The 22,335-nt window shown below is 68.5% G+C and carries 22 protein-coding genes; 12 read left to right on the top strand and 10 right to left on the bottom strand.

Annotated elements, in window-relative coordinates:
- Positions 1-45 precede the first annotated feature (45 nt).
- On the bottom strand, positions 46-1,083 hold the full coding sequence (locus FGL15_RS06485) for a DUF418 domain-containing protein (RefSeq protein ID WP_138945419.1): 1,038 nt from the start codon (positions 1,081-1,083) through the stop codon (positions 46-48).
- A gap of 79 nt (positions 1,084-1,162) precedes the next feature.
- Entirely contained in the window at positions 1,163-1,405 is a 243-nt protein-coding gene (locus tag FGL15_RS06490) for a hypothetical protein (protein WP_064296841.1), read from the bottom strand.
- 38 nt (positions 1,406-1,443) lie between these two features.
- Between FGL15_RS06490 and FGL15_RS06495 the strand changes: the two genes are divergently transcribed.
- Positions 1,444-1,935 (top strand): MarR family winged helix-turn-helix transcriptional regulator, encoded by a 492-nt coding sequence (locus tag FGL15_RS06495; RefSeq protein ID WP_138945420.1) that lies wholly within the window; start codon positions 1,444-1,446, stop codon positions 1,933-1,935.
- A 27-nt stretch (positions 1,936-1,962) separates the two neighbouring features.
- Here FGL15_RS06495 and FGL15_RS06500 read toward each other — a convergent pair whose 3' ends face one another.
- The gene (locus tag FGL15_RS06500) at positions 1,963-3,345 is read right to left on the bottom strand and encodes an MFS transporter (RefSeq protein WP_138945421.1); all 1,383 of its coding nucleotides are present in this window, start codon (positions 3,343-3,345) and stop codon (positions 1,963-1,965) included.
- Between the two features lie 142 nt (positions 3,346-3,487).
- Here FGL15_RS06500 and FGL15_RS06505 point away from each other — a divergent pair, with 142 nt between their 5' ends.
- The 7 genes from FGL15_RS06505 to FGL15_RS06535 all read left to right on the top strand — a co-directional run bounded on the left by FGL15_RS06505 (position 3,488) and on the right by FGL15_RS06535 (position 10,808).
- A complete protein-coding gene (locus FGL15_RS06505) occupies positions 3,488-4,759 on the top strand; it encodes a hypothetical protein (RefSeq protein ID WP_138945422.1) in 1,272 nt (423 codons plus the stop codon).
- 120 nt (positions 4,760-4,879) lie between these two features.
- On the top strand, positions 4,880-5,107 hold the full coding sequence (locus tag FGL15_RS06510) for a hypothetical protein (RefSeq protein WP_138945423.1): 228 nt from the start codon (positions 4,880-4,882) through the stop codon (positions 5,105-5,107).
- A 427-nt stretch (positions 5,108-5,534) separates the two neighbouring features.
- Positions 5,535-6,515, top strand: a complete 981-nt coding sequence (locus FGL15_RS06515) for a MetQ/NlpA family ABC transporter substrate-binding protein (RefSeq protein ID WP_138945424.1) — start codon at positions 5,535-5,537, stop codon at positions 6,513-6,515.
- Positions 6,516-6,615: 100 nt separating this feature from the next.
- Positions 6,616-7,776, top strand: coding sequence for a methionine ABC transporter ATP-binding protein (locus tag FGL15_RS06520; protein ID WP_138945425.1), 1,161 nt, complete (start codon positions 6,616-6,618; stop codon positions 7,774-7,776).
- Positions 7,769-8,434 carry a methionine ABC transporter permease gene (locus tag FGL15_RS06525; protein WP_071260563.1) on the top strand — a complete coding sequence of 222 codons (666 nt, stop codon included), beginning with the start codon at positions 7,769-7,771 and terminating at the stop codon, positions 8,432-8,434. Before FGL15_RS06520 ends, FGL15_RS06525 begins: the two co-directional genes overlap by 8 nt.
- The gene (locus FGL15_RS06530; protein WP_138945426.1) at positions 8,431-9,612 is read left to right on the top strand and encodes a hypothetical protein; all 1,182 of its coding nucleotides are present in this window, start codon (positions 8,431-8,433) and stop codon (positions 9,610-9,612) included. Before FGL15_RS06525 ends, FGL15_RS06530 begins: the two co-directional genes overlap by 4 nt.
- On the top strand, positions 9,609-10,808 hold the full coding sequence (locus FGL15_RS06535) for an acyl-CoA dehydrogenase family protein (protein ID WP_138945427.1): 1,200 nt from the start codon (positions 9,609-9,611) through the stop codon (positions 10,806-10,808). The genes FGL15_RS06530 and FGL15_RS06535 overlap by 4 nt, the downstream gene beginning before the upstream one ends.
- 34 nt (positions 10,809-10,842) lie before the next feature.
- Here FGL15_RS06535 and FGL15_RS06540 read toward each other — a convergent pair whose 3' ends face one another.
- From FGL15_RS06540 to FGL15_RS06570, 7 genes are all read right to left on the bottom strand, one after another.
- On the bottom strand, positions 10,843-11,511 hold the full coding sequence (locus FGL15_RS06540; protein WP_168223340.1) for a DUF4276 family protein: 669 nt from the start codon (positions 11,509-11,511) through the stop codon (positions 10,843-10,845).
- Positions 11,508-12,638 (bottom strand): AAA family ATPase, encoded by a 1,131-nt coding sequence (locus tag FGL15_RS06545; protein WP_138945429.1) that lies wholly within the window; start codon positions 12,636-12,638, stop codon positions 11,508-11,510. Before FGL15_RS06545 ends, FGL15_RS06540 begins: the two co-directional genes overlap by 4 nt.
- Before the next feature lie 94 nt (positions 12,639-12,732).
- Positions 12,733-13,662, bottom strand: coding sequence for a carbohydrate ABC transporter permease (locus FGL15_RS06550; RefSeq protein ID WP_079706486.1), 930 nt, complete (start codon positions 13,660-13,662; stop codon positions 12,733-12,735).
- Positions 13,655-14,584: a carbohydrate ABC transporter permease gene (locus FGL15_RS06555; protein ID WP_240773819.1), complete on the bottom strand. Its 930-nt coding sequence runs from the start codon at positions 14,582-14,584 to the stop codon at positions 13,655-13,657. Before FGL15_RS06555 ends, FGL15_RS06550 begins: the two co-directional genes overlap by 8 nt.
- A gap of 11 nt (positions 14,585-14,595) precedes the next feature.
- Positions 14,596-15,891 (bottom strand): sugar ABC transporter substrate-binding protein, encoded by a 1,296-nt coding sequence (locus FGL15_RS06560; protein WP_138945430.1) that lies wholly within the window; start codon positions 15,889-15,891, stop codon positions 14,596-14,598.
- Positions 15,892-15,951: 60 nt separating this feature from the next.
- Positions 15,952-17,184 (bottom strand): Gfo/Idh/MocA family protein, encoded by a 1,233-nt coding sequence (locus FGL15_RS06565; RefSeq protein ID WP_138945431.1) that lies wholly within the window; start codon positions 17,182-17,184, stop codon positions 15,952-15,954.
- A 226-nt stretch (positions 17,185-17,410) separates the two neighbouring features.
- Positions 17,411-18,199: a DeoR/GlpR family DNA-binding transcription regulator gene (locus FGL15_RS06570; RefSeq protein WP_079706484.1), complete on the bottom strand. Its 789-nt coding sequence runs from the start codon at positions 18,197-18,199 to the stop codon at positions 17,411-17,413.
- A gap of 175 nt (positions 18,200-18,374) precedes the next feature.
- Between FGL15_RS06570 and FGL15_RS06575 the strand changes: the two genes are divergently transcribed.
- The 4 genes from FGL15_RS06575 to FGL15_RS06590 are packed head-to-tail and all read left to right on the top strand — an operon-like array spanning position 18,375 to position 21,917.
- Positions 18,375-19,259 carry an SIS domain-containing protein gene (locus FGL15_RS06575; RefSeq protein ID WP_138945432.1) on the top strand — a complete coding sequence of 295 codons (885 nt, stop codon included), beginning with the start codon at positions 18,375-18,377 and terminating at the stop codon, positions 19,257-19,259.
- Positions 19,256-20,134: an ROK family protein gene (locus tag FGL15_RS06580; protein ID WP_138945433.1), complete on the top strand. Its 879-nt coding sequence runs from the start codon at positions 19,256-19,258 to the stop codon at positions 20,132-20,134. Before FGL15_RS06575 ends, FGL15_RS06580 begins: the two co-directional genes overlap by 4 nt.
- On the top strand, positions 20,131-21,081 hold the full coding sequence (locus FGL15_RS06585; RefSeq protein WP_138945434.1) for a 1-phosphofructokinase family hexose kinase: 951 nt from the start codon (positions 20,131-20,133) through the stop codon (positions 21,079-21,081). The genes FGL15_RS06580 and FGL15_RS06585 overlap by 4 nt, the downstream gene beginning before the upstream one ends.
- Positions 21,078-21,917, top strand: coding sequence for a class II fructose-bisphosphate aldolase (locus FGL15_RS06590; RefSeq protein WP_138945435.1), 840 nt, complete (start codon positions 21,078-21,080; stop codon positions 21,915-21,917). The genes FGL15_RS06585 and FGL15_RS06590 overlap by 4 nt, the downstream gene beginning before the upstream one ends.
- Positions 21,918-22,335: the final 418 nt, after the last annotated feature.

Genomic DNA, 22,335 nt, shown 5'->3' on the forward strand with positions numbered 1-22,335 from the left:
GCACGAATCCGAGCCGAAATCGTGCAGTTCCGGGCGACTCAGTGCTCAGGCGGCCGGCAGCGCAGCACCCCGCAGCGGGACGGCGCGACGCCAGGTGGCCATCCGCCAGACCCACTCGACCGGCCCGTAGCGGAAGTGCCGCAGCCAGACCCGGCTGAGCACCGACTGCACCGCGATGAGCGCGAGCGCCCCGACGCTCACCGCGGCCAGGTCGTCGATCTCCCGGAAGGGGACGACCAGCCCGACGACCGCGAACACGGCGCTCGCGGCGAGGTAGTTGGTGAGCGCCATGCGGCCGAGGGGTTCGAAGACGGCTGCGAGGACTCGACGCACCGGTGTCTGCCAGAGCAGCGCGAATCCGGTGACGTACACGACGGCGAGGATCCCGCCCGCGATGCCACCGGCGGTCGTGAACCGCGGGTCGCCGGGCTCGGTGGTCTGCCAGACGATGGCCGGGACGGCGAGGGTCGTCGCCACGAGGAAGGTGACCCACACGGGCCGCCCGCCGGCGTCGAGCACCTTCGGCAAGCCGTACGCCGCCGCCCCCGCACCGGCGAGGAACAGTCCGGGCAGGGTCGCGAGCCCACCGCCCGTGAGCGCGTAGGCGGCGATCGTGAGCACGACGCCGGACCCGAGCAGCGCCCAGCGCGGCAACCACAGCATGAGGGGGAGCATGAGGATCCCGCAGATCGCGTACTCGCGGAGGATCTCCCCCGGGTACAGGAACCCGTGCGCGACACCGATCAGGAGCAGCGTTCCGAGACGCAGCAGCATCGGGACGAGTGCGCCGGTGCCGCGACGGCGGGCGCCCTGGATCACGAGCATCGCGCTCAGCCCGAAGAGGAAGGCGAAGATGGGGACGAACCGCGTCTGCACCGCGAACTCGAGCACGGTGTCCATGAGCGTGGACTGTCGCTGGTCGAACGGGATGTCGCTGCCGAGCCGGGTGATGTCGGGGACGTTGACGAAGAGGATGCCGACGAGTGCGAACCCGCGGAGGGCGTCGATGAGGTGCCAGCGACGCGAGGTGGCGTCGCCGGTGGACGGGACCGGCGAGGTGGAAGAAATGTTGACCTGAGGCATATCACCAGTTCAGCACCTGTGGCGGAACCCCGCATGCACCTGGAGGATGACGTCCTGCCACCTGGGACGGAGATCGCCCTCAGGCGGCCGGCGCCTTCGGGCAGTGCAGCTGCGTACGCGGGCCGGTCGTGCGGTCGACGATGTGCTCCGACATGGCGTGGCCGCAGATCGGGCACCCCGACTGCGCGGCCGGCGGCAACGGCTCCTCGTTGTACGGACCGAGGGGCGGCGGACCGAGCACCTTCCACATGCGGCCGTTCACCCAGCCGTACAGACCACCGGCCTCGCGCACGGACTCCCGGAAGGATCGTTTCTCGCTCATATTGATAAGTGTACTAATCATTTGGGTACGATGGGACCGTGACCGCCAACGAATCAACCACCGTCGCCACGGCCGACGACCTGCTCCAGCTCGAGAACCAGGTCTGCTTCGCGCTCGCCGTCGCGTCGCGCAGCGTCATCTCGCTCTACCGGCCGATCCTCGAACCGCTCGGTCTCACCCATCCGCAGTACCTCGTGATGCTCGCGCTCTGGCAGCACAGCCCGCGCTCGGTCAAGGACCTCGGCGGAGCGCTGCAGCTCGAGCCGGCGACGTTGTCCCCGCTCCTCAAGCGCCTCGAGACCGCCGGGCTCGTCCGACGCGACCGCAGCCGACTCGACGAGCGCGTCCTCGACGTCTCGCTCACCACCGCCGGCCGTGAGCTCCGCACCCAGGCGGAGGCCATCCCACATCGGGTCATGAACGAGCTCCGGATGGACGCCGAGCACCTCACCCAGCTCCACGAGATGCTCCACGCGGTGATCGGTGCGGCCACCACCGCGCCCGCCGTCACGGGTGGCGACCCGCGCTGACCGAGGGCTCGCTGCCCGGCGAGGTCGTCAGGCCGGGGCCGAGGTGGGCGTCTCCGGCGCGGTCGCGGTCCGCGGATTCCGGATGCAGACGAACGACACCACGCCGCCGACGAACATGAACACGGCGGTCGCCAGGACCACCCGCGGGAACCCGTCGACGCCGAGCGCACCGCCGGCGATGATGCCGACCAGGGCGATCGACACGAGGCCGGCCACGCGCGACACCGCGTTGTTGACCGCCGATCCGATGCCGGCATGGGCCGGGTCGATCGATCCGAGGATGCCCGCGGTGAGCGGCGCGACCGTGATCGCGAGGCCGAGACCGACGAGCAGGATGCCCGGGAACAGCTGCACCCAGTAGTTCAGATCCTGCTGCGCACCCATCATCAGGAGGAAGCCGACGCCGGCGACGATCGGCCCGACCGTCATGAACAGCCGCGGTCCGTGCTTGCCGGCCAGCTTGCCGAACCACGACGACAACGCGAGCATGACGAGCGTCGGCGGCAGCGTCGCGATGCCCGCCAGCGTGGCGCTGAAGCCCGCCGTCTGCTGGATGAAGACCGCGATGGCGAAGAACCCGAGCGAGAGGGCGCCGTAGATGAAGACGGTCGCGATGTTGCCGTAGCCGAAGTTGCGCACGCGGAAGAGCGACAGCGGCAGCATCGGGTCGGGGTGACGACGCTCCCACCAGAGGAACGCGACGAAGGACACGACACCACCGATGAGCGGCACGAGCAGCATCGGGCTCGACCAGCTGTAGCGCTCCTGCTCGATGAGCGCGAAGACGGGACCACCCAGCCCGACGGCGCCGAGCACCGCACCGACGACGTCGATACGCGGGCGATGTTCGGGCTCGGGTACGCGGTCGGTGCGCATCATGAGCCACAGGGTGACGAGGATCGGGATGATGTTGATCGCGAAGATGAGGCGCCAGGACAGCGTGTCGACGAGCACGCCGCCGAGCAGCGGGCCGGTGATGCCCGCGGCTCCCGTCCATGCCGTCCAGGTGCCGATCGCCTTGCCCTGCGCGACGCCGCTGAACGTCGAGATGATGATGGCGAGCGAACTCGGCACGAGCAGCGCAGCCGCGCCGCCCTGGAGCAGCCGCGCGATGATGAGCACCTCGGCGGTCGGCGCGACCGCGCACAGGATCGAGGTGACGCCGAATCCGATGAGCCCGATGCGGAGGATGCGGATGCGCCCGAACGCGTCGGAGAGCGAGCCCGCGAGCAGGATGAGCGACCCGAGGGTGATCAGGTAGGCGTCGACCACCCACTGCTGCACGATCAGGCCGCCGCCGAGTTCCTTCGTCATCGCAGGGAGCGCGACGTTCACGACCGAGCCGTCGAGGAACGCCACGAACGAGGAGAGGATCGCGATCGTGAGCACGAGGCGCTGCTGGCGGGTCATGGGTTCAGGGTAGCCCCGCGGACCGACGTGCCGAGCGTGATCCCGAGGAAGCTCGACAGGCGTCGAAACGCCGTCGACGACCGACGCCCGGCGCCACGTCCTTCCCAGCCGATCCCCGTTCCGCGTTCGTAGACTGGACCCCATGGACGACCTGTGGTGGCTCCCCTCGCTGATCGTGTTCGGCGGCGTCGGCATCATCGTCTGGTTGCTCGTCACCCTGCTGCGTCGGCGCAATCCGAAGACCCCCGTCGCCTCCATCGACGACCTCCACCGCCGCGCGGGCATCGCTCTCGTCCGCACCGACGACGCGGTCCGCGAGGCCGAGGACGAGGTCGGATTCGCCGAAGCGGAGTTCGGACGCGAAGCCGCCCGAGGGTACGCGGCCGATGTCGCCTCGGCGCGCTCGGCACTCGGGGAGGCGTTCCGGCTCCGCCAATCGCTCGAGGACGAGATCGCCGACACGGAGGCGCAGCGTCGCGCCTGGAACGAGCGGATCATCAGCGTCTGCGAGGACGTCGAGCGCACCCTGAGCGCCCGATTGCGCGGTTTCGACGAACGCCGTGGAGCGGAGCGCTCGGCCCCCGACCTCCTCGACCAGCTCGAGCGACGCATCGACCGCGCGCGCGAACGACTCACCACCACCGGCCTCGCGATCGCCTCCGCAGCCGATCGCTATGCGGCGACCGCCGTCGAGGATGCCCGGGTGCTCCGCCGGACTGCGCAGGACACGGTCGACCAGGCGACGGACGATGCGGCGAGGACGAAGGATCGGATCGACACCGGCCAGCCGGCCGCTGCGGCCCTGCACGCCCTGGGGCGCGAACTGCAGCAGGCGGAGGACCGGCTGGACGCCGTCGAGCGTTCGCTCGCGGGCATCGCTGCAGCGGAGACCGAACTCGCCGCAGCTGGACGGGAGCTCCGCACGGTGATCGCCGAAGCGGAAGCCCTCCGCGCGGAGGTCGAGCGGCCGGAAACGGCCACCGTGATCGCTGACGCCGTCGAGCGGGCCAACCGCGCGCTGCTCGAGGCTGAGTCGACCACGTCCACGGACGGTGACCGCGTCCTGCCCGATCCGATGCGACGCCTGGAGGCGGTTCGCGCCGCCGACATCGATCTCGACGCGGCCCTCGCGACCGCCCGGAGCGCACAGCAGCGCCTCGACAACGCACGCGAGGCGATGCGCGGGGCACTGTTCACCGCGGACAGCAACATCCGCGTCGCCGTCGACGTCATCTCCGCGCACCGAGGGAGGGTGGGTGCCGACGCGAGGACGCGCCTCGCCGAGGCACAGCGGCAGCTCGCGCTCGCGGAGGCGGCAGCGGTCGACGATCCGGTCGAGGCGCTCGACGCCGCCCGCCGGGCATCGCGGATCGCCCAGGACGCCGATGCATTGGCGCGATACGACGTCGGGTGACGCTCGACCTCCGACGCGGGGCCGACACTCAGTATTCATGTTCTAGAATATGAGTCTCGCTGTCGCGTGGTACTGACCGTGCTTCGCGCAGCCCTCGCCGTCGATCACAAAGAGGACCCCGTGCCCAGCTCGTCCGCGCGCCAGCCGCGCTCCGCGTCCCCGATCTTCACGACGCTCACCCAGGGGTACGACGCGCGGGCGGCGTCCTCTCCTCCGGAACAGACCCGCCTGGCCGGAGCAACGACCCAGCACGGGTCGCCGATCCCCTCACCCGACTGCCCGATCTTCGATCAGCTCGCGGGCCGACGCCTCGCCCGCCGCCGGAGCAACGTCGTCCACCCCGCCTGACCCCACCCTTCGACAAGCTCAGGGACCGGAGTGGAGCTCAGGGACCGGAAGAGGTGCGCGCAAGAACCCGGTCACTGAGCCCCAGCCCCGGTCACTGAGCCTGTCGAAGTGCCCCAGAGACACGCCTCGACAAGCTCGGTGACCGAGAACGGAGTCGCGTCGCCCTTCGACAAGCTCAGGGACCGGAGTGGGAGCTCAGGGACCGGAGTGGGAGCTCAGGGACCGGAGAAGGAGCTCAGGGACCGGAGGTGCGGAGCGCCGGCCGACGGGCCGCAGTGTAGGGACGATCGCCCGTCCTTGCAGCGCGTTTACGTTTCATCTCGAACGGTGACGGTCCGCGGTAACGCAACGTGCGCCCCTCCGCGAGCCTCGGGAAACTGGCTCCGTGCACGCACCAGTGCACCCACAGACAGAGCCGAGGACCATCATGAGTGAGCACACGGGACCAGAACCGAGCGAATTGCGGGCGTCGATCGCCTCCGGCAAGCGGAAGCGTCGGAACCTGCTGATCGGCGGTGTCGCGGTGGTGGCCGTCGCCGCGATCGCCGTCGTCGTCTCGGTCGTCGTCGGTGGCCAGAACGGTGCCGCCGACGCGGCGACCGGTTCCGGCGCGCCCGCCGAACGCCTCAGCGTGAAGATCGCGGTGTCGGAGGACACGCAGTTCCAGGACGCCGTGAAGGAGGTCGCCGCCGAGAAGGGCCTCGACGTCGAGTGGGTGAACGTGAAGGACTGGGTCCTCCCCAACACCGAACTCGTCGCCGGCACCGTCGACGCGAACGCCTTCCAGCACATCCTCTACCTCTCGGCCTTCAACGCGGAGAACGACGCCGACCTGACGCCGGTGTTCTCGACCGTCATCACGCAGTGGGGGATCTTCTCGAAGACGCTCACCGACGTCAATGACCTCGCCGACGGCGCGCGCATCGCGATCCCCGACGACCCGTCCAATGGCGGCCGTGCCCTGAACATCCTGGCTGCGGCCGGACTCATCGAGATCGCAGCGGACGCGGGGAACTTCCCGACCGTCGAGGACGTCACCGCGAACGACAAGGACCTCCAGTTCGTGCCACTGCCGGCGACGAGCATCCCGCAGCAGTTCGACGACCCGTCCCTCGCGGCCGTCGTCGTCGGCACCTCGTACTTCGACCCGAGCCAGGGCATCACGAAGGACGACGCACTCTTCCTCGACGACTCGCTCTCCGAGAAGAACCTGCCCTACGTCAACGTCATCGCCACCCGCGAGGAGGACAAGGACAACCCGGCCTGGAAGATCCTCGAGGACACCTACGCCGACCCGCGCGTCGCCGAGGCCCTCGACGACGAGTTCGCGGGGAACTCGATCCTCGTGAAGGTGCCGGTGAAGGACCTCCGCGACAAGCTCGCCGAGCTCCAAGCCGAAGCCGAGTAGGACGACGGTGGCCGGTCATCGCCTCCCGCGATGACCGGCCGCCACCACGCAGTGGCCGTCCGGGGTCTCCCGGACGGCCCTCCCGCGAGAGGAGCAGGTGATGAACACAGCAATCGTCTTCGAAGACGTCAGCAAGACGTTCGAGGTGAAGGGCCGTGCCTTCGAGGCGCTGCGGCACGTCGACCTGACGGTCGAGCGTGGTGAGATCTTCGGCATCGTCGGGTACTCCGGCGCCGGGAAGTCGACGCTCCTGCGCACCGTCAACGCTCTCGAGCGGCCGACGAGCGGTCGGGTGATCGTCGAGGGCCTCGAGATCTCCGCGCTCGCCGGGCAGGCGCTCTACGCCGCGCGTCAGCGGATCGGCATGATCTTCCAGCAGTTCAACCTCCTGGAGTCCCGGACCGTCTACAAGAACATCGCCTACCCGCTCAAACTCGCGAAGGTGCCGGACGCCGAGATCCTCGACCGCGTCGAAGAACTGCTCGCGTTCGTCGGGCTGAGCGACAAGGCCCTCGCCTACCCGTCGCAGCTCTCCGGCGGGCAGAAGCAGCGGGTCGGCATCGCCCGCGCCCTCGCCACCCGCCCCGAGATCCTCATCTCCGACGAGGCGACCAGCGCCCTCGACCCGCAGACGACCGGCGAGGTCCTCGAGCTCCTCCGGCGGGTGAACGAGGAGTACGGCGTCACGATCCTGCTCGTCACCCACGAGATCGACGTCATCCGCGAACTCGCCGACCGGGTCGCCGTCATGGAGGACGGCGAGGTGGTGGAGCAGGGCAGTGTGTACGAGGTGTTCTCGGCGCCACGCACCGCGACCGCGCGACGCTTCGTCTCGTCGGTGCTCCACCACATCCCCTCCGAGGAGGTGCTCGCGAAGATCCGAGCGGTGCACCACGGGCGCCTCGTCCAGCTGCACGTGGAGGACCGCGACACCAACCACCCGTTCCTCTCGCGGGTCGCCCGCGACAACGACATCGACTTCAACGTCGTGTTCGGCGGCGTCGACGAACTCCAGGGGCGACTGTTCGGCAGTCTCACGGTCGAGCTGCTCGGCCCGGACGACCGCGTCGACGCCGCCATCGCGGGGCTCCGAGCCACGGCGACCGTCACCGCGATCGACCCTGCGCCCGCCCTTCGACAAGCTCAGGGACCGGGCGTGGGGGCTCAGGGACCGGGCGTGGGGCAACACGGACCGATCGCCGCCGGGCATGAACCGCTCACCGCGGACCCCGACTCCCTGAAGGAGCACACCCATGCGTGACTTCGATCCCGACGCTTTCTTCCCGCGTCTCCTCAAGGCCATCGGGGAGACCGGCCTCATGGTCTCCGTGTCCTTCGCCGTCGCGACGGTCATCGGGATCCTGCTGGGCCTCCTGCTCTATGCGAGCCGGCCCGGCAACCTCCTGCAGAACCGCGTCGTGTTCGGCGTCCTCAACTTCATCATCAACGTCATCCGACCGGTGCCCTTCCTCATCGTCGCGATCGCACTCATCCCGCTCACAAGGCTTGTGTTCGGCACCGGCCTCGGACCGCTTCCGGCGACGATCCCGCTCATCCTCGTCGCGAGCGTCGCCATCGGGCGCGTCTCCGAGTCGAACCTCGTCGCCGTCTCGCCGGGTGCCATCGAGGCCGGCGCGGCCATGGGGGCGAGCCCCGTGCGGGTGCTGTTCACGATCGTCGTGCCCGAGGCGCTCGGCCCGCTCATCCTCGGACTGACGTACATCCTGGTCGCCCTCGTCGATGCGACGGCCGTGGCCGGTGTGCTCGGTGGCGGCGGCCTCGGCGACCTCGCCATGACCTACGGTTACCAGCGGTTCGACTGGATCGTCGTCGGGCTCGTGGTCGTCACGCTCGTCCTGCTCGTGCAGCTCGCCCAGTTGCTCGGCAACGTGCTGGCGAAGCGGGTGCTGCACCGATGAGCGCCGACGACTTCGACTCGTTCCTCTCCTCCATCCGCGGCGGCGCCGTGTCGCGCGAGACCGATCGGCGCCTCCTGTTCGACGAGGTCGCCGAGCTCAAGCACCTGGGCTTCGCCGCAGCCAGAGTCCCGGTCGCGTCCGGCGGCGGCGGGCTCACGCTCGAGCAGCTGTTCGCGCGACTCATCGCGCTCTCGGCGGCGGACTCGAGCCTCGGGCAGGTCTGGCGCGGACACATCCTGTTCGTCGAGGCGCTGCTCGCTTCGCCCGACGCCGCCTATCGGGAGCACTGGTTCGCCCGCCTGAGCGCCGGCGACCTCGTCGGGAACGCGCAGTCGGAGCGGCACGCGACCGCGCACCTCGAGACCGTCCTCGACCGCGACGGCGAGCTCCTCACGGTGACCGGCACGAAGTACTACACGACCGGCAGCATCTACGCCGACTGGATCTACCTGTCCGCGCTCGACGGGACCGACCGCGTCGCGGTGACCGTCTCCGCGCACGATCCAGGCACCCGCTCGGTGGACGATTGGGACGGCTTCGGACAACCGTTGACCGGAAGCGGGACGACCACGTTCGACCGCGTACCGGTGGACCCGCGCGACCTCGTCGTCCACAGCGGCGACGCGGCGGGGTGGCACCGGACGGGCGCCCTCCAACAGCTCATCCTGCTCGGTGTCGTGGCTGGCATCGCGCAACGTGCCCTCGAGGACACCGTCGACTACGTGCGCGCCAGGCGACGGACCGTCGGCCACGCGGGCGAGCACCTGCCGCGGGAGGATCCGCTCGTGCAGTCGATCGTGGGCCAGCTGAGCAGCGTCGCGCACACGGCCCGCTCACTCGTCCTCGCCTCCGCTCGGACCCTGGAGGGAGCGGCCACCGAGCCCGACGCCGCCCGGTCCGCGCTGCTGGACGTCTTCCGTGTCCAACAGGTCGTCCTTCCGCTCGTCCTCGACGCGCTCAGCCGCCTGTTCGAGGTCGGCGGGGCTTCAGCCGTCGGCCGGTCCCACGCACTGGACCGACACTGGCGGAACGTCCGGACGATCGCCTCCCACAATCCCGCCGTGCAGCGTTCGGCGGCACTCGGACAGTTCGAACTCAATGGCACCCTGCCCGAGTGGCAGGCTCCAGGGGCACGGCCCGAGACCGAGCCCGTTCCGGCGGACGGAGAGCAGGCATGAGCGAGACGGCGACGATCGACCGCGATCTGGCGCAGCGCTTCGGGCCGCTCTTCGACGAGCTCGGGCGGGACGCCGTCGAGCGGGAGCGCGAGCGCCGGCTGCCGTATGCCGAGGTGGAGGCGCTGCGTGCAGCGGGCTTCACCCGCGTGACGCTCCCGCGACGGTACGGCGGCGAGGACGCCACGCACGGCGAACTGTTCGAACTGCTCGCCGAGCTGGCCAGACGCGACCCGAACCTCGCGCAACTGTTCCGCTCCCATTTCTCCTACATCGACCGCACCCTGCACGCGCCGGCGTCAGCAGACCGCGAGGCGCGCCTGGCCCGGCTGGCCGACGGAGCCATCGTCGGCAACGCGAGCCACGAGCGGTCGAGCGCGAAGGTGGGCTCGCTCGCCACCCGGCTCACCGAGACGCCGGGCGGTCTCCGGCTGAACGGGACCAAGTTCTACAGCACGGGCACCCTGTTCGCCGACCTCATCGGGGTCGCCGCCGAACAGGACGGCGAGTTCGTCTCGGTGCTCGTGGAGACGGACGCCGCGGGTGTCGATCGCATCGACGACTGGACCGGGTTCGGACAACGACTGACGGGCAGCGGCACCACCGTCTTCACGGAGGTCGCCGTCGACGCCTCGGCGGTGACCCGGCGCGAGCCGGAACGCCCCTCGCACGGCGGCGCGTTCGTCCAGTTGGTCCTGCTGGCGGCGGTGACGGGTATCGGCCGCGCCATCGTCGACGACGCCGGCGCGTTCGTCCGCGCGCGGACCAGGACGTACAGCCACGGTGCGGCGTCGACCGCCCAGGCCGACCCGATCGTGCAGGAGGTCGTCGGCGAGCTGTCGGCGAAGTCGTTCGCCGCCGATGCCGCGCTGGCCGCCGCGACGACGGCACTCGGTCGTTCGAGCGCGGCGATCCTCGGCGCCGACCCGGATCTCGTCCAGGAACGGATCGCCGCCGTCGAACTCGCGACGGCGCGCGCGCAGCTGGTGATCCTGCCCGCCGTGCTCGACGCCGCGACCGCCCTGTTCGACGTGGGCGGCGCGAGCGCTGTCGAGACGCACCGGGCGCTCGACCGGCACTGGCGGAACGCCCGCACGATCGCCTCGCACAACCCGTCCCGCTTCAAGGCCAGGGCGATCGGCGACCACGTCGTGAACGGGACGCCGATCGCCTCCTGGTGGAGCACCGGCGAGGCCTGAGTGCGGCAGTCGCGGCCAACGAAGAGGGCCAGAGCTAAGGTGAGCCCGCCGCTCTCAGGCTCGAAACCCAGTCATTAAAGCGGGGAGTATTGACTAAGGCTGAGTCTAGTCGATCCTCAAGGATGGCCACTCCATCCAGGACCTTGCTGTACCCCGGAATCGCCGCCAGCACCCTTTTTGACGGAGCGGTTGCCACTCCATCGTTGATCAATTCGGCATTGCCCCCATGACCGTCGATAAGCCGTCGAAATTCTGTCGCTGCAACTTTGTCTCCCAGCACCTCCGAGGAGGCGCCTCCAGCAGCGATTATCAGCGTCTCGAATTCGTGAAGCGCGAGAAAGGGAGCGAAACGATGATCGTAATGAAAGGCCTCTCGGATACTTCGCTCGCGATCGACCACACAAGCTGGCTGGCCGTGTGCACCTAGACATGAACAGGTCGGCGCATCCGACGGATAGCCGTAGTAATCAATAAGTGTGGTGATCAAGGACCAATGCGATTCAGCAAGCAGGCGCTGCAAATGATCGTGGTAATGTCGCCACTTACCACCCCCGCGGAACGCAGTTCCGTTTGCCGAACGTGAGGTGTGCACAACAATAGGCGTCAAGTATGCGACATCGTAACCGAGATAAGGCTGGAGCACCCGACTAACAAAAGCCTCCTCGGTCTGCCCTTCAACTAGAATAGCGATATTGGCGGTCACCGCGTCAGCTGCCCGTCTCGGCGAGTGCTTCCTGCGGGCCGACCACCTAGAAGATTCATCTCCCAGAGTTCTCCGACAGAGTAATCGTTGAGCCAGGCCGCAAGTCGTTCGCGATCCGGTCGGGTGACCGCAGTTGAACCATTTGCACGTTCGACGACGGCTACCTCCTCCAGGGAGAATTGACCAAGTAGAGTCACTGACTGAGTCGCCGCAACTATCCGATGACCCTGACCCACCGTTCTCATGAGTTCAGCGAGCTGGTGGATCGCCGCAGGATGCAATCCCAGCTCTGGCTCATCGAGGACTATCGTGGCAGGTGGACGCGGCTGCAACAGCAAGACAGAGAGGCAGATGAAGCGCAGCGTTCCTGAGCTCAAAGCCGCCCCCGAAAAGGCACCATCCAAACCTCGTTCACTCCATCGTAAGAGCACACTTTCTCCATCAGGCCTCAGCACAAAGTCATCAAAAAACGGTGCGATATTGCGCACTGAGCGGACCACTCTTTGATACAAGTGCGGAGTATTCTCCTGCATAGCAAATAGAATTGAGCCTAGATTGCGCGCGTCATTGTGAAGCGTCTCCGAGTCACTCAGGGGCGACCGACGTAGCGGTGGAGCGGCCGAGCTTGTGTCGTCGAAGTGGAACACACGGCAACCTGATAGCACATCAAACAAGTACCTATTTGCGAGGTGGTCTGCAACACCCTCCGATAGTCGGCTCTCCCGGCCGTATCCCAAAGGTGCCTCATAGGGGCGGTCATGCTCCTGACCATGAGTGTAAGCATTCTCAGTCAGCAAAGCTGTATCGTCTGGTCCGGTTTCCAACCTTAAATCATATCCGTTTCGATACGAACCGTTCCAATCTCCCCACACTTTGACGCCGATTCGCTCAGCGACAGTACCGCCAGGCGAGCGGTGCACCAACTGGGAGAATCCACCGCTTCGAAGAACATGTGCCGCCAGTTTCTTGTCAACGGTGTATCCCAAAAGCTCAAAAGCATCGATTATGTTGCTCTTTCCAGCTCCGTTCGCTCCGATGAGGAGTGTCACTGTCGTGGAAAGCTCGAGCGTCAGTGAATCGATCGATCGAAATCCATGCACCTCGAGCGAGGTCAAAGGTGCTGCCATCTGTCTCCTCCATTCGCATCGGCTGTCCCAGCGACATCTTACGAGCCCGCACGACTGCGGCCATGCTCAAACTGGCTTGACAGAGGGTGGCGGGCTACTTCAGCCCGGAGAACGCCAGCCCGTCGATCACCCGGCGCTGGAGCACGATGAACAGGATGAGTACCGGTGCCATCGCGAGGATCGACGCCGCCATCATCACCGGGTAGTCCGTCGTCTTGTCACTCGAGAGCGTCGCGAGACCGGCGGCGAGCGGCATCGAGTTCGCGTAGGTGGACACCACGAGCGGCCAGAGCAGTTCGTTCCACGACCACAGCACGGTCGTGATCGCCAGGACGCTGATACTGGGCCTCGCGAGCGGCAGCATGATCTTCCAGAAGATCTGGAACGGCCCGGCGCCGTCGATCCGTGCCGCCTCCTCGAGCTCGGTCGGCAGGTTCAGGAACGCCGTCCGCATGAGGAAGGTGCCGAACGCGCTGAACAGGCCCGGAGCGACGATGCCGAGCGTGGTGTTCAGCCAGCCGAAGCCCTGCACGATCTGGTACTGCGAGATGAGGTACGCCTGCGACGGCACCATGAGGATCGACAGCGTCACGGCGAGCAGCACCGCGCGTCCGCGGAACCGCATCCGCGCGAACGCGTACCCCGCCATCGTGCAGAGGACGATCTGCGCGAGCGTCCTGATCACGGTGATGACGATCGACGTGCGCAGCTGATCGAGGAAGGGGAGGCGCTCGAACACCGCGGCGTAGTTCTGCCACTGCAGTTCGGCCGGCCAGAACGTGGGGACCACGCTCTGCACCTCCGCGTTCGTCGATAGCGACATGATGATCTGCCAGATGAACGGGAACGCCATGATGAGGCCGCCGACACCGAGCACGATGTGGGCGACGACGTGCGACCCGCGACGCTGGCCGGGGCGACCGGCCTCGCGGCGTCGCGCGGACGCGGCGGACGGACGACCCGAACCCGGAACGGTGACGGCACGGGTGGTGAGCGGTGCTGTGGCCGTGAGTTGCTCAGTCATTGTTCACCCATCGTTTCTGGAGCCGGAACTGGAGGAGCGTCACGAGTCCGATGATCAGGAAGATCACGATCGCGATCGCCGCCGCGTACCCCTTGTCGTTCTGGACGAAGCCCTGGTCGTAGAAGAAATAGACGAGCGACATGCTCTTCGGGAGCACCGGGTTGGTGCTGCCGAGGATCGCGTACAGCAGGTCGAAGAGCTGGAAGCTCGAGATGACCGTGATGATCGTGACGAAGAAGATGCTCGGGGTGAGCAGCGGCACCGTGATCGAGCGGAACTGCCGCCACCGGGTGGCGCCGTCGAGTTCGGCCGCCTCGTACAGCTCCGGCGCGATGTTCTTGAGTCCGGACGCCAGGATGATCATCGAGAAGCCGAGCGACGACCAGAGACCGACGATCGCCACGGCGAACATCGCGGTGCCCGGCGTACTGATCCAGTAGGGGCCGTCGATGCCGACGAGCGACAGCGTGTAGTTGAGGATGCCGAAGTCGCCGTTGAAGATGATGCGCCAGACGATGGCCACGGCGGTCGGCATCGCGACGTACGGCAGGAAGAAGAGGACCCGGTAGAAGCTCGCGAACCGCAGTCCCGGGAGGTTCAACAGGCTCGCGAGATAGACGGCGATCGGGATGCCGAGGAGCACCACCGCCGTGTAGATCAGCGTGTTGCCGAGGGAGGTGTAGAGCCGCGGGTCGGCGAACAACCGGACGTAGTTCTCGACGCCCGTGAAGGTGGTCCCGCCGAAGACGCCCCACTCGGTGAACGAGTAGTAGGCGGTCTGGATCATCGGCCAGATGAAGAAGACGCCGATGCCGGTGAGGAGCGGGAGGACGAAGACCCACGGCCACGCGCCGTCGCCGCGGGCGGCACCCCGCCGGGCCGCTCTCCGTGAGGAGAGCGGCGCCGACGGGGTGCGCAGCACGGTCTGACCGGTCACTTCTTGGCCAGCGCGGCGTTCATCTGCTCCGCGATGTCCTTCGCCACGTCGGCGACGGGCTTGTCGCCGCTGAACGCGTCGGGCAGGAGCTCGACCTCGAGCGCGTTCCACGCTGCGGTGTTCTCCGACACCGGCAGCGGCTTGGCATAGTCGAGGGCGTCGAGGAAGACCTGCAGGTTCATCGTCGGGTAGGAGTCGACGAAGGACTGCTGCGTGCCGGTGAAGGCGGGGATGACGGCGCCGAGGTCGCCCTGCTGCTGCTGGGCCTCCTCGCTCGCCAGGAACACCTGCAGCGCCTGTGCGGCCTGCTTGTTCTTGCTCGCCGCCGCGACGACGTTCGAGACGCCGTGGATGACCGTCGCCTGCTCCTTGCCAGTCGGCAGCGGGAAGGCCTGCGTGGTGGCGGCGACGTCCGACTCACCGACGAGGGGTCGCAGCCAGCTGCCGCCCCAGTACATGGCGACCTTGCCCGAGGTGAACCACTGGTCGGCCGGCGTGTCCGTCAGCTGTTGCATGCTGGGCGAGGAGCCGTTCGCGATGAGGTCGGTCCAGAACTGGAGCCCTTCCTGGGCCTCGGGGCTGTCGTACTCGGACTCGGTCTGGTCGGCGTTGATGACCTCGCCGCCGGCCTGCAGGATCGTGTTGTAGTAGGTGGTCTGGCCGTCCATGCCGCCGGCGGCACCGTAGACGCCCTGGTCCTTGAGGTTCGTCGAGATCGTCTGCGCGGCGGTGTCGAAGTCGTCCCAGGTCCAGTCGTCGGCGGGCAGCGCGACGCCGGCCTGCTCGAAGAGCGCCGTGTTGACCCACACACCGACGGTGTCGAAGTCCTTCGGCACGCCGTACTGGGTGTCGTCGAGCGAGTACAGCTCGTTCAGTGCCTCGGGGTAGTTCTTCGGGTCGATGTCGCCCGCCTTCACGGCGCCGGTGATCGGCTCGATCTTGCCGTTCGCCGCGTAGACCTGGAAGTTCGGCCCGTTCAACCAGAAGAGGTCGGGCAGGGTGTCGCTCGAGGCCTGCGTCTGGAGCTTCGACCAGTACGAGGCCCAGGGCGTGACGTTCACGTTGACGGTGATATCGGGGTAGACCTTGTTGAAGGCCTCGATGTTGGCGTCGATCGCCTCGACCTGGGCCTGGTCCCAGACGCCGTAGGTGATCTCGGCCTTGAGGTCCTTCGGGCGGCGGCGTACTCGCCACCGGTGGCGCCCCGCCACCGGTGCTGCAGCCGGCGGTGAGCGCGGCGGCGGCGAGGAGGCCGATGCCACTGAGGACGGCACGGCGGCGGTTGCGACCACCGGGTGCGGTGTTGCGGTTCAGGAACGGCGAAGGCATGACTGGAGTCCTTTCGAGGTGCGCTACCGGGCGGCGGCGTCGAGGGAGTGCGGTGCGGTGCTGGCGGTGAGGGAGGAGAAGTACTCGACGAGTGCGGGGTCGAGTGGGGGGACGTCGAGCGGGATCGAACCGTTGCGGAGGGAGTGGGCGGCGAGGGCACCGGCGGCGACGGCCTGGCGCGCGGCGACCGGCGACAGCGTGGTCGGGGTGCCGTCGGCGACGAAGGCGAGGAACTCGTTCATCGTGTCGAGGTCGGCGTCGGCGTGGCCCTCTTCGACGCCCGCGATCGGGAACTCGACGTCGCCCTCGGTGCTCCAGGTGCGACGACGGTTCCAGACCTTGACGGTGCCACCGGCGGTGTCGCCGATGTTCTCGAGCCGGCCGTGCGTCCCGATGACGGTGTAGTTCCGCCAGTAGTCGGGCGTGAAGTGGCACTGCTCGTAACTGGCGGTGATCCCGTGCTCGAGGGTCATGAGCATCATCGAGACGTCCTCGACGTCGACCACGGGGTTCAGGCCGCGCTGCGCCTCGGGCGGCCAGTTGTCGTACGAGAACCAGTCGGCCATGGTCTGGCCGCTGCGGTCCTCGTGGTCGTCGATGTCGCCGTAGACCGCGAGGTCGCCCATCGCGACGACGCGCTGCGTGTACGCGCCGGCGAGGAAGTGGACGACGTCGATGTCGTGGCTCGCCTTCTGCAGGAGCAGGGTGTTCACGCGCGAGCGGTCGGCGTGCCAGTCCTTGAAGTAGTAGTCGCCGCCGTTGCCGACGAAGTGACGCACCCAGACGGACTTGACCGCCCCGATCTCGCCGCGCTCGATGACCTCGTGCATGAGCCGGACGACCGCCGCATGCCGGAAGTTGTGCCCGACGTAGAGCGGCGTCCGCGACTCGTAGGCGGCCTGGAGGACCGCATCGGCGTCGTCGAGCGTGATCGCGAGCGGCTTCTCCAGGTAGACGGCGATGCCGGCGCGCAGCAGGTCGACCGCGATCTCCTTGTGCGTCCAGTCGGGTGTCGTCACGATCGCCGCGTCGACACCGCCCTGCGCGATGAGCGCCTCGTGGGAGTCGAAGACCTCGATGTCGTCGCCGAACAGCTGCCGTGCCCGACCGCGACCGATCTCGGTGGTGTCGACCGCCGCAACGACCGATGCGGACGTGGGGCTCGTGGCGACGTGCTCCGCGATGTAGGCCCGCTGGCCGGTGCCGATGACGGCGACCCGGAGGCCTTCGGGGGTGGTGGCTGATGCAGTGCTCACTCGATCACATCCGCTTCCTTGCGTGAAGTTGATTCATATGATGCCAAAACGATCATGAAATGACAATAGGCGATCACAGCGCTGACGCAAGTGCGGGGTCGCCGATGTGGAGAGGTTTTACCGCGCGGAAACATGGGGAGCGGGGTCGCACTTCGACAGGCTCAGTGACCGGGAGGGCGGGTCAGTGACCGGGAGGGCGACTCGCCGGTCGGCGACCGCGGAGGACTCAGGCGGCGATGATGAGCTCGACGCCGGCTGCGGCCAGGGCGTCGGCGAGCGTCGGATCCACCGGCTGGTCGGTGACGAGCACGTCGATGCGGTCGAGCGGGCAGATGCGGGCGAAGGTCGCTTTCGTCATCTTGGTGCTGTCGGCGACCACGATGACCCGCTTCGCGACCTTGACGAACTCCTGGCTCACCGAGGCCTCACCCTCGTGGAGGGTGGTGGCGCCGAACTGCGCACTCAAGCCGTCGACGCCCAGGATCGCGACGTCGAGGGCGATCTCGGCGAGCGCCCCCGCGACGAGCGAGCCCACGAGTTCGTAGGACTGGCGTCGTGCGACGCCGCCGGTCACGACGATCTTCACGTGGGAGCGCACGGACAGTTCGAAGGCGATGTTGAGCGCGTTCGTCACGATCGTGACCGAGGCGTCGCCGTCCGAGCGGACGAGGTGCTCGCTCCGCCCGATCACGCGCGCGACCTCACTCGTGGTGGTGCCGCCGTTGAGCCCGACGGCGTCGCCCACGTTGATCAGGGCGGCCGTGGCCTTCGCGATGGCCATCTTGGCGTCGGCCTGTCGAGCGATCTTGTACTGCAGCGGCAGCTCGTAGCCGGTGCCGAGGGCGGCGGCACCGCCGTGGGTCCGCGTGACGAGTCGCTGTTCGGCGAGCGCCGTCAGGTCGCGACGAGCGGTAGCCGCGGAGATGCCGAGCGCTTCGCCGATCTCGGCGATCGTCACGTTGCCGCGCTCGCTCACGAGCTCGAGCAGGGCGTTGAGTCGCTGTTGCTGCGTCATCTGTCCTGCTTTTCCGGTCGGGTCGGGCGTACTGTGACCATCATATGGGCGCTCAGCCAGCGTCTGTCTGATTGATTCTGACGATTTGCACTGGTATCGATCAGATTCGATCCGGTATGGTTGCGGCAACGCATCGCCACGCTGCGATCGCGTCCCCTCACGTGAAAGGCACGTCATGCCCGAGACCTTCGTCGCCGCCGAACTGGCGTCGCAGCCCGAATCCTGGCGCACCGCCGCCGCCCTCGTGCCGGAGGCCGTCGGCGTGCTGCCGCAGCCGGGCGAGCGCGTCGCGGTGGTCGGGTGCGGCACCAGCTGGTTCATCGCGATGAGCTACGCCGTGTTGCGCGAACAGGCTGGGCTCGGCATCACGGACGCGTTCGCGGGCTCGGAGTTCCCCGGCGTCCGCGACTACGACCGCATCGTCGCCATCTCCCGCTCCGGCACGACCACGGAGATCGTGCACCTGCTGGAGGCGGTGGGTGACTCGGTCACCACTGTCCTCATCACCGCGGTCGACGATTCCCCCGCGACCGTTCCGGCGGCGCACGTCATCGCCCTCCCCTTCGCCGACGAGCGTTCCGTGGTCCAGACCCGCTTCGCCACCACGACACTCGCGCTCCTCCGCGGCTCGCTCGGCCACGACGTCGAGGCACTCGCCGTGGAAGCCGAGCGGGCGCTGCAGATCCCGATCGACGAGTACCTCGCCGCCGACCAGGTCTCCTTCATCGGACTCGGGCACGCCGTGGGCCTCACCTTCGAGGCCGCGCTCAAGACCCGGGAGGCGGCACAGTTCTGGGCGGAGTCCTACCCCGCCATGGACTACCGCCACGGTCCTATCGCGATCGCGCAGCCCGGCCGACTCGTCTGGTCCCTCGGACCGACGCCCGCCGGCCTGCCGGAAGACGTCGCGGCCACCGGAGCGACCTTCGTGCAGCACGACCTCGACCCCATCGCCGGGCTCGTCGTCGCCCAGCGCTTCGCGGTCGCGTTGGCTGAGGCCCGCGGCCTCGACGCCGACCACCCCCGTTCGCTCACGCGCTCCGTCATCCTGACGCCGTGACCGAGCGGGCGGTCCTCGGCATCGATGTCGGCGGGACCGGGATCAAAGCCGCACTGACGGATGCCGACGGCACGGTCCTCGGGCGCTGGCGCGAGTCGACGCCCTCGGGCGACACCTCGGGTGTCCTGACTCGCGACATCGTGCTCGGACTCGTCGCCGCCGCGAGCCGCGTCGCGGCCCCAGCGGCAATCGGGGTAGTCGTGCCCGGCGTCGTCGACGAGGAGCACGGCGTCTGCATCCATGCGGTCAACCTCGGTTGGCGCGACCTCGCCTTCCCCGAGCTCCTCCGTCCCGCGCTCGACGTCCCGCTGGCCTTCGGGCAAGACGTCCGTGCGGGGGCGCTGGCGGAAGCGGTCTCGGGCGCTGCAGCCGACGTCACGGGCACGATCGCGTTCGTACCGGTCGGAACCGGTCTGGCCTCGGCGCTCGTCATCGACGGCGTCCCCTTCGCCGGCGGCGGCTGGGCCGGCGAGATCGGCCAGCGCGTGATCCATGACGGCCCGCACCGCGGGCTCCGGGTCGAAGAACTCGCCTCAGCGGGCGGCATCGCACGACGCGCGGGCGCCCGCGACGCGAAGACCGTCGCCGACGCCGTCGCCAGCGGTGACGCCGCTGCCATCGCCATCTGGAACGACGCCGTCGATGCACTCGCCGAGGCCCTCGCCGGCATCACCGTCGTCGCCGCACCCACCGCCATCGTGATCGGCGGTGGGCTCGCCCTCGCCGGAGTCGCCCTCTTCGAGCCACTCGAGCAAGGACTCCGCGAGCGCCTCGACGTCGTCCGTGTCCCGCAGCTCCTGCCCGCTCGGCACGGCGACGAGGCGGCCACGGTCGGTGCGGGGATCCTCGCTCGCCGACTGGTGGCAGCCCGATGACGACCACCCCCGCACCGCGTCGCGTCGTGGTCGTCACGCCGAACCCGGCGGTGGACATCACCTACACGGTCGCCGAGCAGCAGCTCGGGGTCACGCAACGCGTCCAGTCCGTCGTGCGGCGTGCCGGAGGGAAGGGTGTGAACGTCGCCCGCGTCCTCGAGTCGCTCGACGTCCCGACTCTGCAGGTGCTCCCCCTCGGTGGCGCCTCCGGCACCTGGCTCGCGGACGCCCTCGCGGTCGACGACCTCTCCACCCGGGTCGTGGAGCTCCGCGCCGAGACACGCTCGACGGTCGCGGTCGTCGACGGCATCCAGCATCCGACCCTCTTCGCCGAAGCCGGTCCGGTCGTGACGCCCGAGGAGTGGACCACCCTGACGACCGAGCTCCGACGCGCCCTCCACGGCGCGAGCGCACTCGTCATCTCGGGCTCGCTCCCGCCGGCCACGCCCGACGCCGTCGTCGAAGCGCTCGTCCGAACCGGGCACGACGCCGGCGTCCCCGTGATCGTCGACGTCAGCGGCACGGCGCTCCTCGCCGCGGCCCGCGCCGGTGCGACCATCCTCAAACCCAACCTCGACGAGGCCCTCGAGGCGACGGGCGCCGCCGACCTCGCATCGGCTCGCGCGACACTCCTCGCGCTCGGCGCCCGCGCGGTCGTCATCTCCCGTGGGGCCGACGGCCTCACCGCCGGCAACGCCGATGGTGCCCACGAGGTCCCGGCCGTCCCCGGCGTCAGCGGCAACCCGACCGGCGCCGGCGATGCCGCCACGGCCGGCCTGGTCGCAGCGCTCCGCGCGGGAGCCACACTTCCCGAGGCACTCCGCACGGCGGCGGCCGCAGGCGCGGCGGCCGTGCTCGAACCGATCGCCGGCGCGATCGACCTCGCCGCCTTCCACCGATTCATCGACGCACCCGCCGCACCCGACCCCATTGGAGCAACCGAATGACCACCGCCCTCGACTTCACCGCGCTCCTCGCAAACGCCTCGGCCTCGAACGCCGGCATCGCGGCGTGCAACGTGGTCCTCCTCGAGCACGCCGAGGCGATCGTCGCCGGCGCCGAGGAGGCCGGGCTGCCGGTCATCCTGCAGATCAGCGAGAACTGCGTGCGGTACCACGGGTCGCTCGCCCCCATCACGCTCGCCTCGCTGGCCATCGCCCGCGCAGCGACGGTCCCGGTCCTCGTCCACCTCGACCACGTGGAGTCGGCCGAGCTCGTGCGCGAGGGCGTCGAGCTCGGCGTGGACAGCGTGATGTTCGATGCCTCGACCCTGCCGTACGACGAGAACGTCCGCGCGACGAAGGAGATCGTGGACTTCTGCCACGCCCGCGGCGTGGCCGTCGAAGCGGAGCTCGGCGAGGTCGGCGGGAAGGACGGCGTCCACGCTCCGGGCGCGCGCACGGTGCCGGCAGAGGCCGTCGCGTTCGTCGGTGCGACCGGCGTCGACGCCCTGGCCGTGGCCGTCGGCACCTCGCACGCGATGACGAGCCGGGAGGCCGCCGTCGACCACGCGCTGATCGCGCAGCTCCGCCGCGAGGTGCCCGTTCCGCTCGTGCTGCACGGCTCCTCCGGACTCCCCGACGACGAACTCCGCGCGGCGGTGCGTTCCGGGATGACGAAGATCAACCTCTCGACGCACCTCAACGGCTTGTTCACCCGGGCGGTGCGCGACGTCCTCGACGAGCAGCCGAAGCTCGTCGACCCCCGGACCTACGTCCGGGCCGGTCGCAGCGCGGTCGCGACCGAGACGGCACGGATCCTGCGCCTCCTTGCAACGGACTGAATCCTCCCAGGATTTCCACAGCAACACGCAACGCTGAGCTGTTAATATATATTGTGTTGGAGTTCTTCCAACGCCTCCACCGGTAACCGATCGTCCCCCGCGATCACCCTCCGGCCTCCCGAGCCCGATATCCCTTCGGGTGCGCGGGAGATACGGCCACCCCTCCCCTAGGTGCGGTGGCCCGAAGCTCTGCGACACCGCCGGTCGATGCTCGGGGCCACACTCGGGCATCGACCCGCGCAAGCACTGACGATCGTCATTCCCAGGTCGTTCTCAGCTTGGTCGCGTACGTTCGTTCCTCGAGTGCCGATGTCACAACCGGCTTCCGTGTGCAGAGTCCACACCTCCACGGATACGCCGATGCTCCCGACACGACACCACCAGCCGTCATCCAGAACGGCGAAGAACGATCCACCGG

Origin of the sequence: Plantibacter sp. M259 (assembly GCF_006065115.1) — a bacterium.
GTDB classification, from domain to species: domain Bacteria; phylum Actinomycetota; class Actinomycetes; order Actinomycetales; family Microbacteriaceae; genus Plantibacter; species Plantibacter auratus.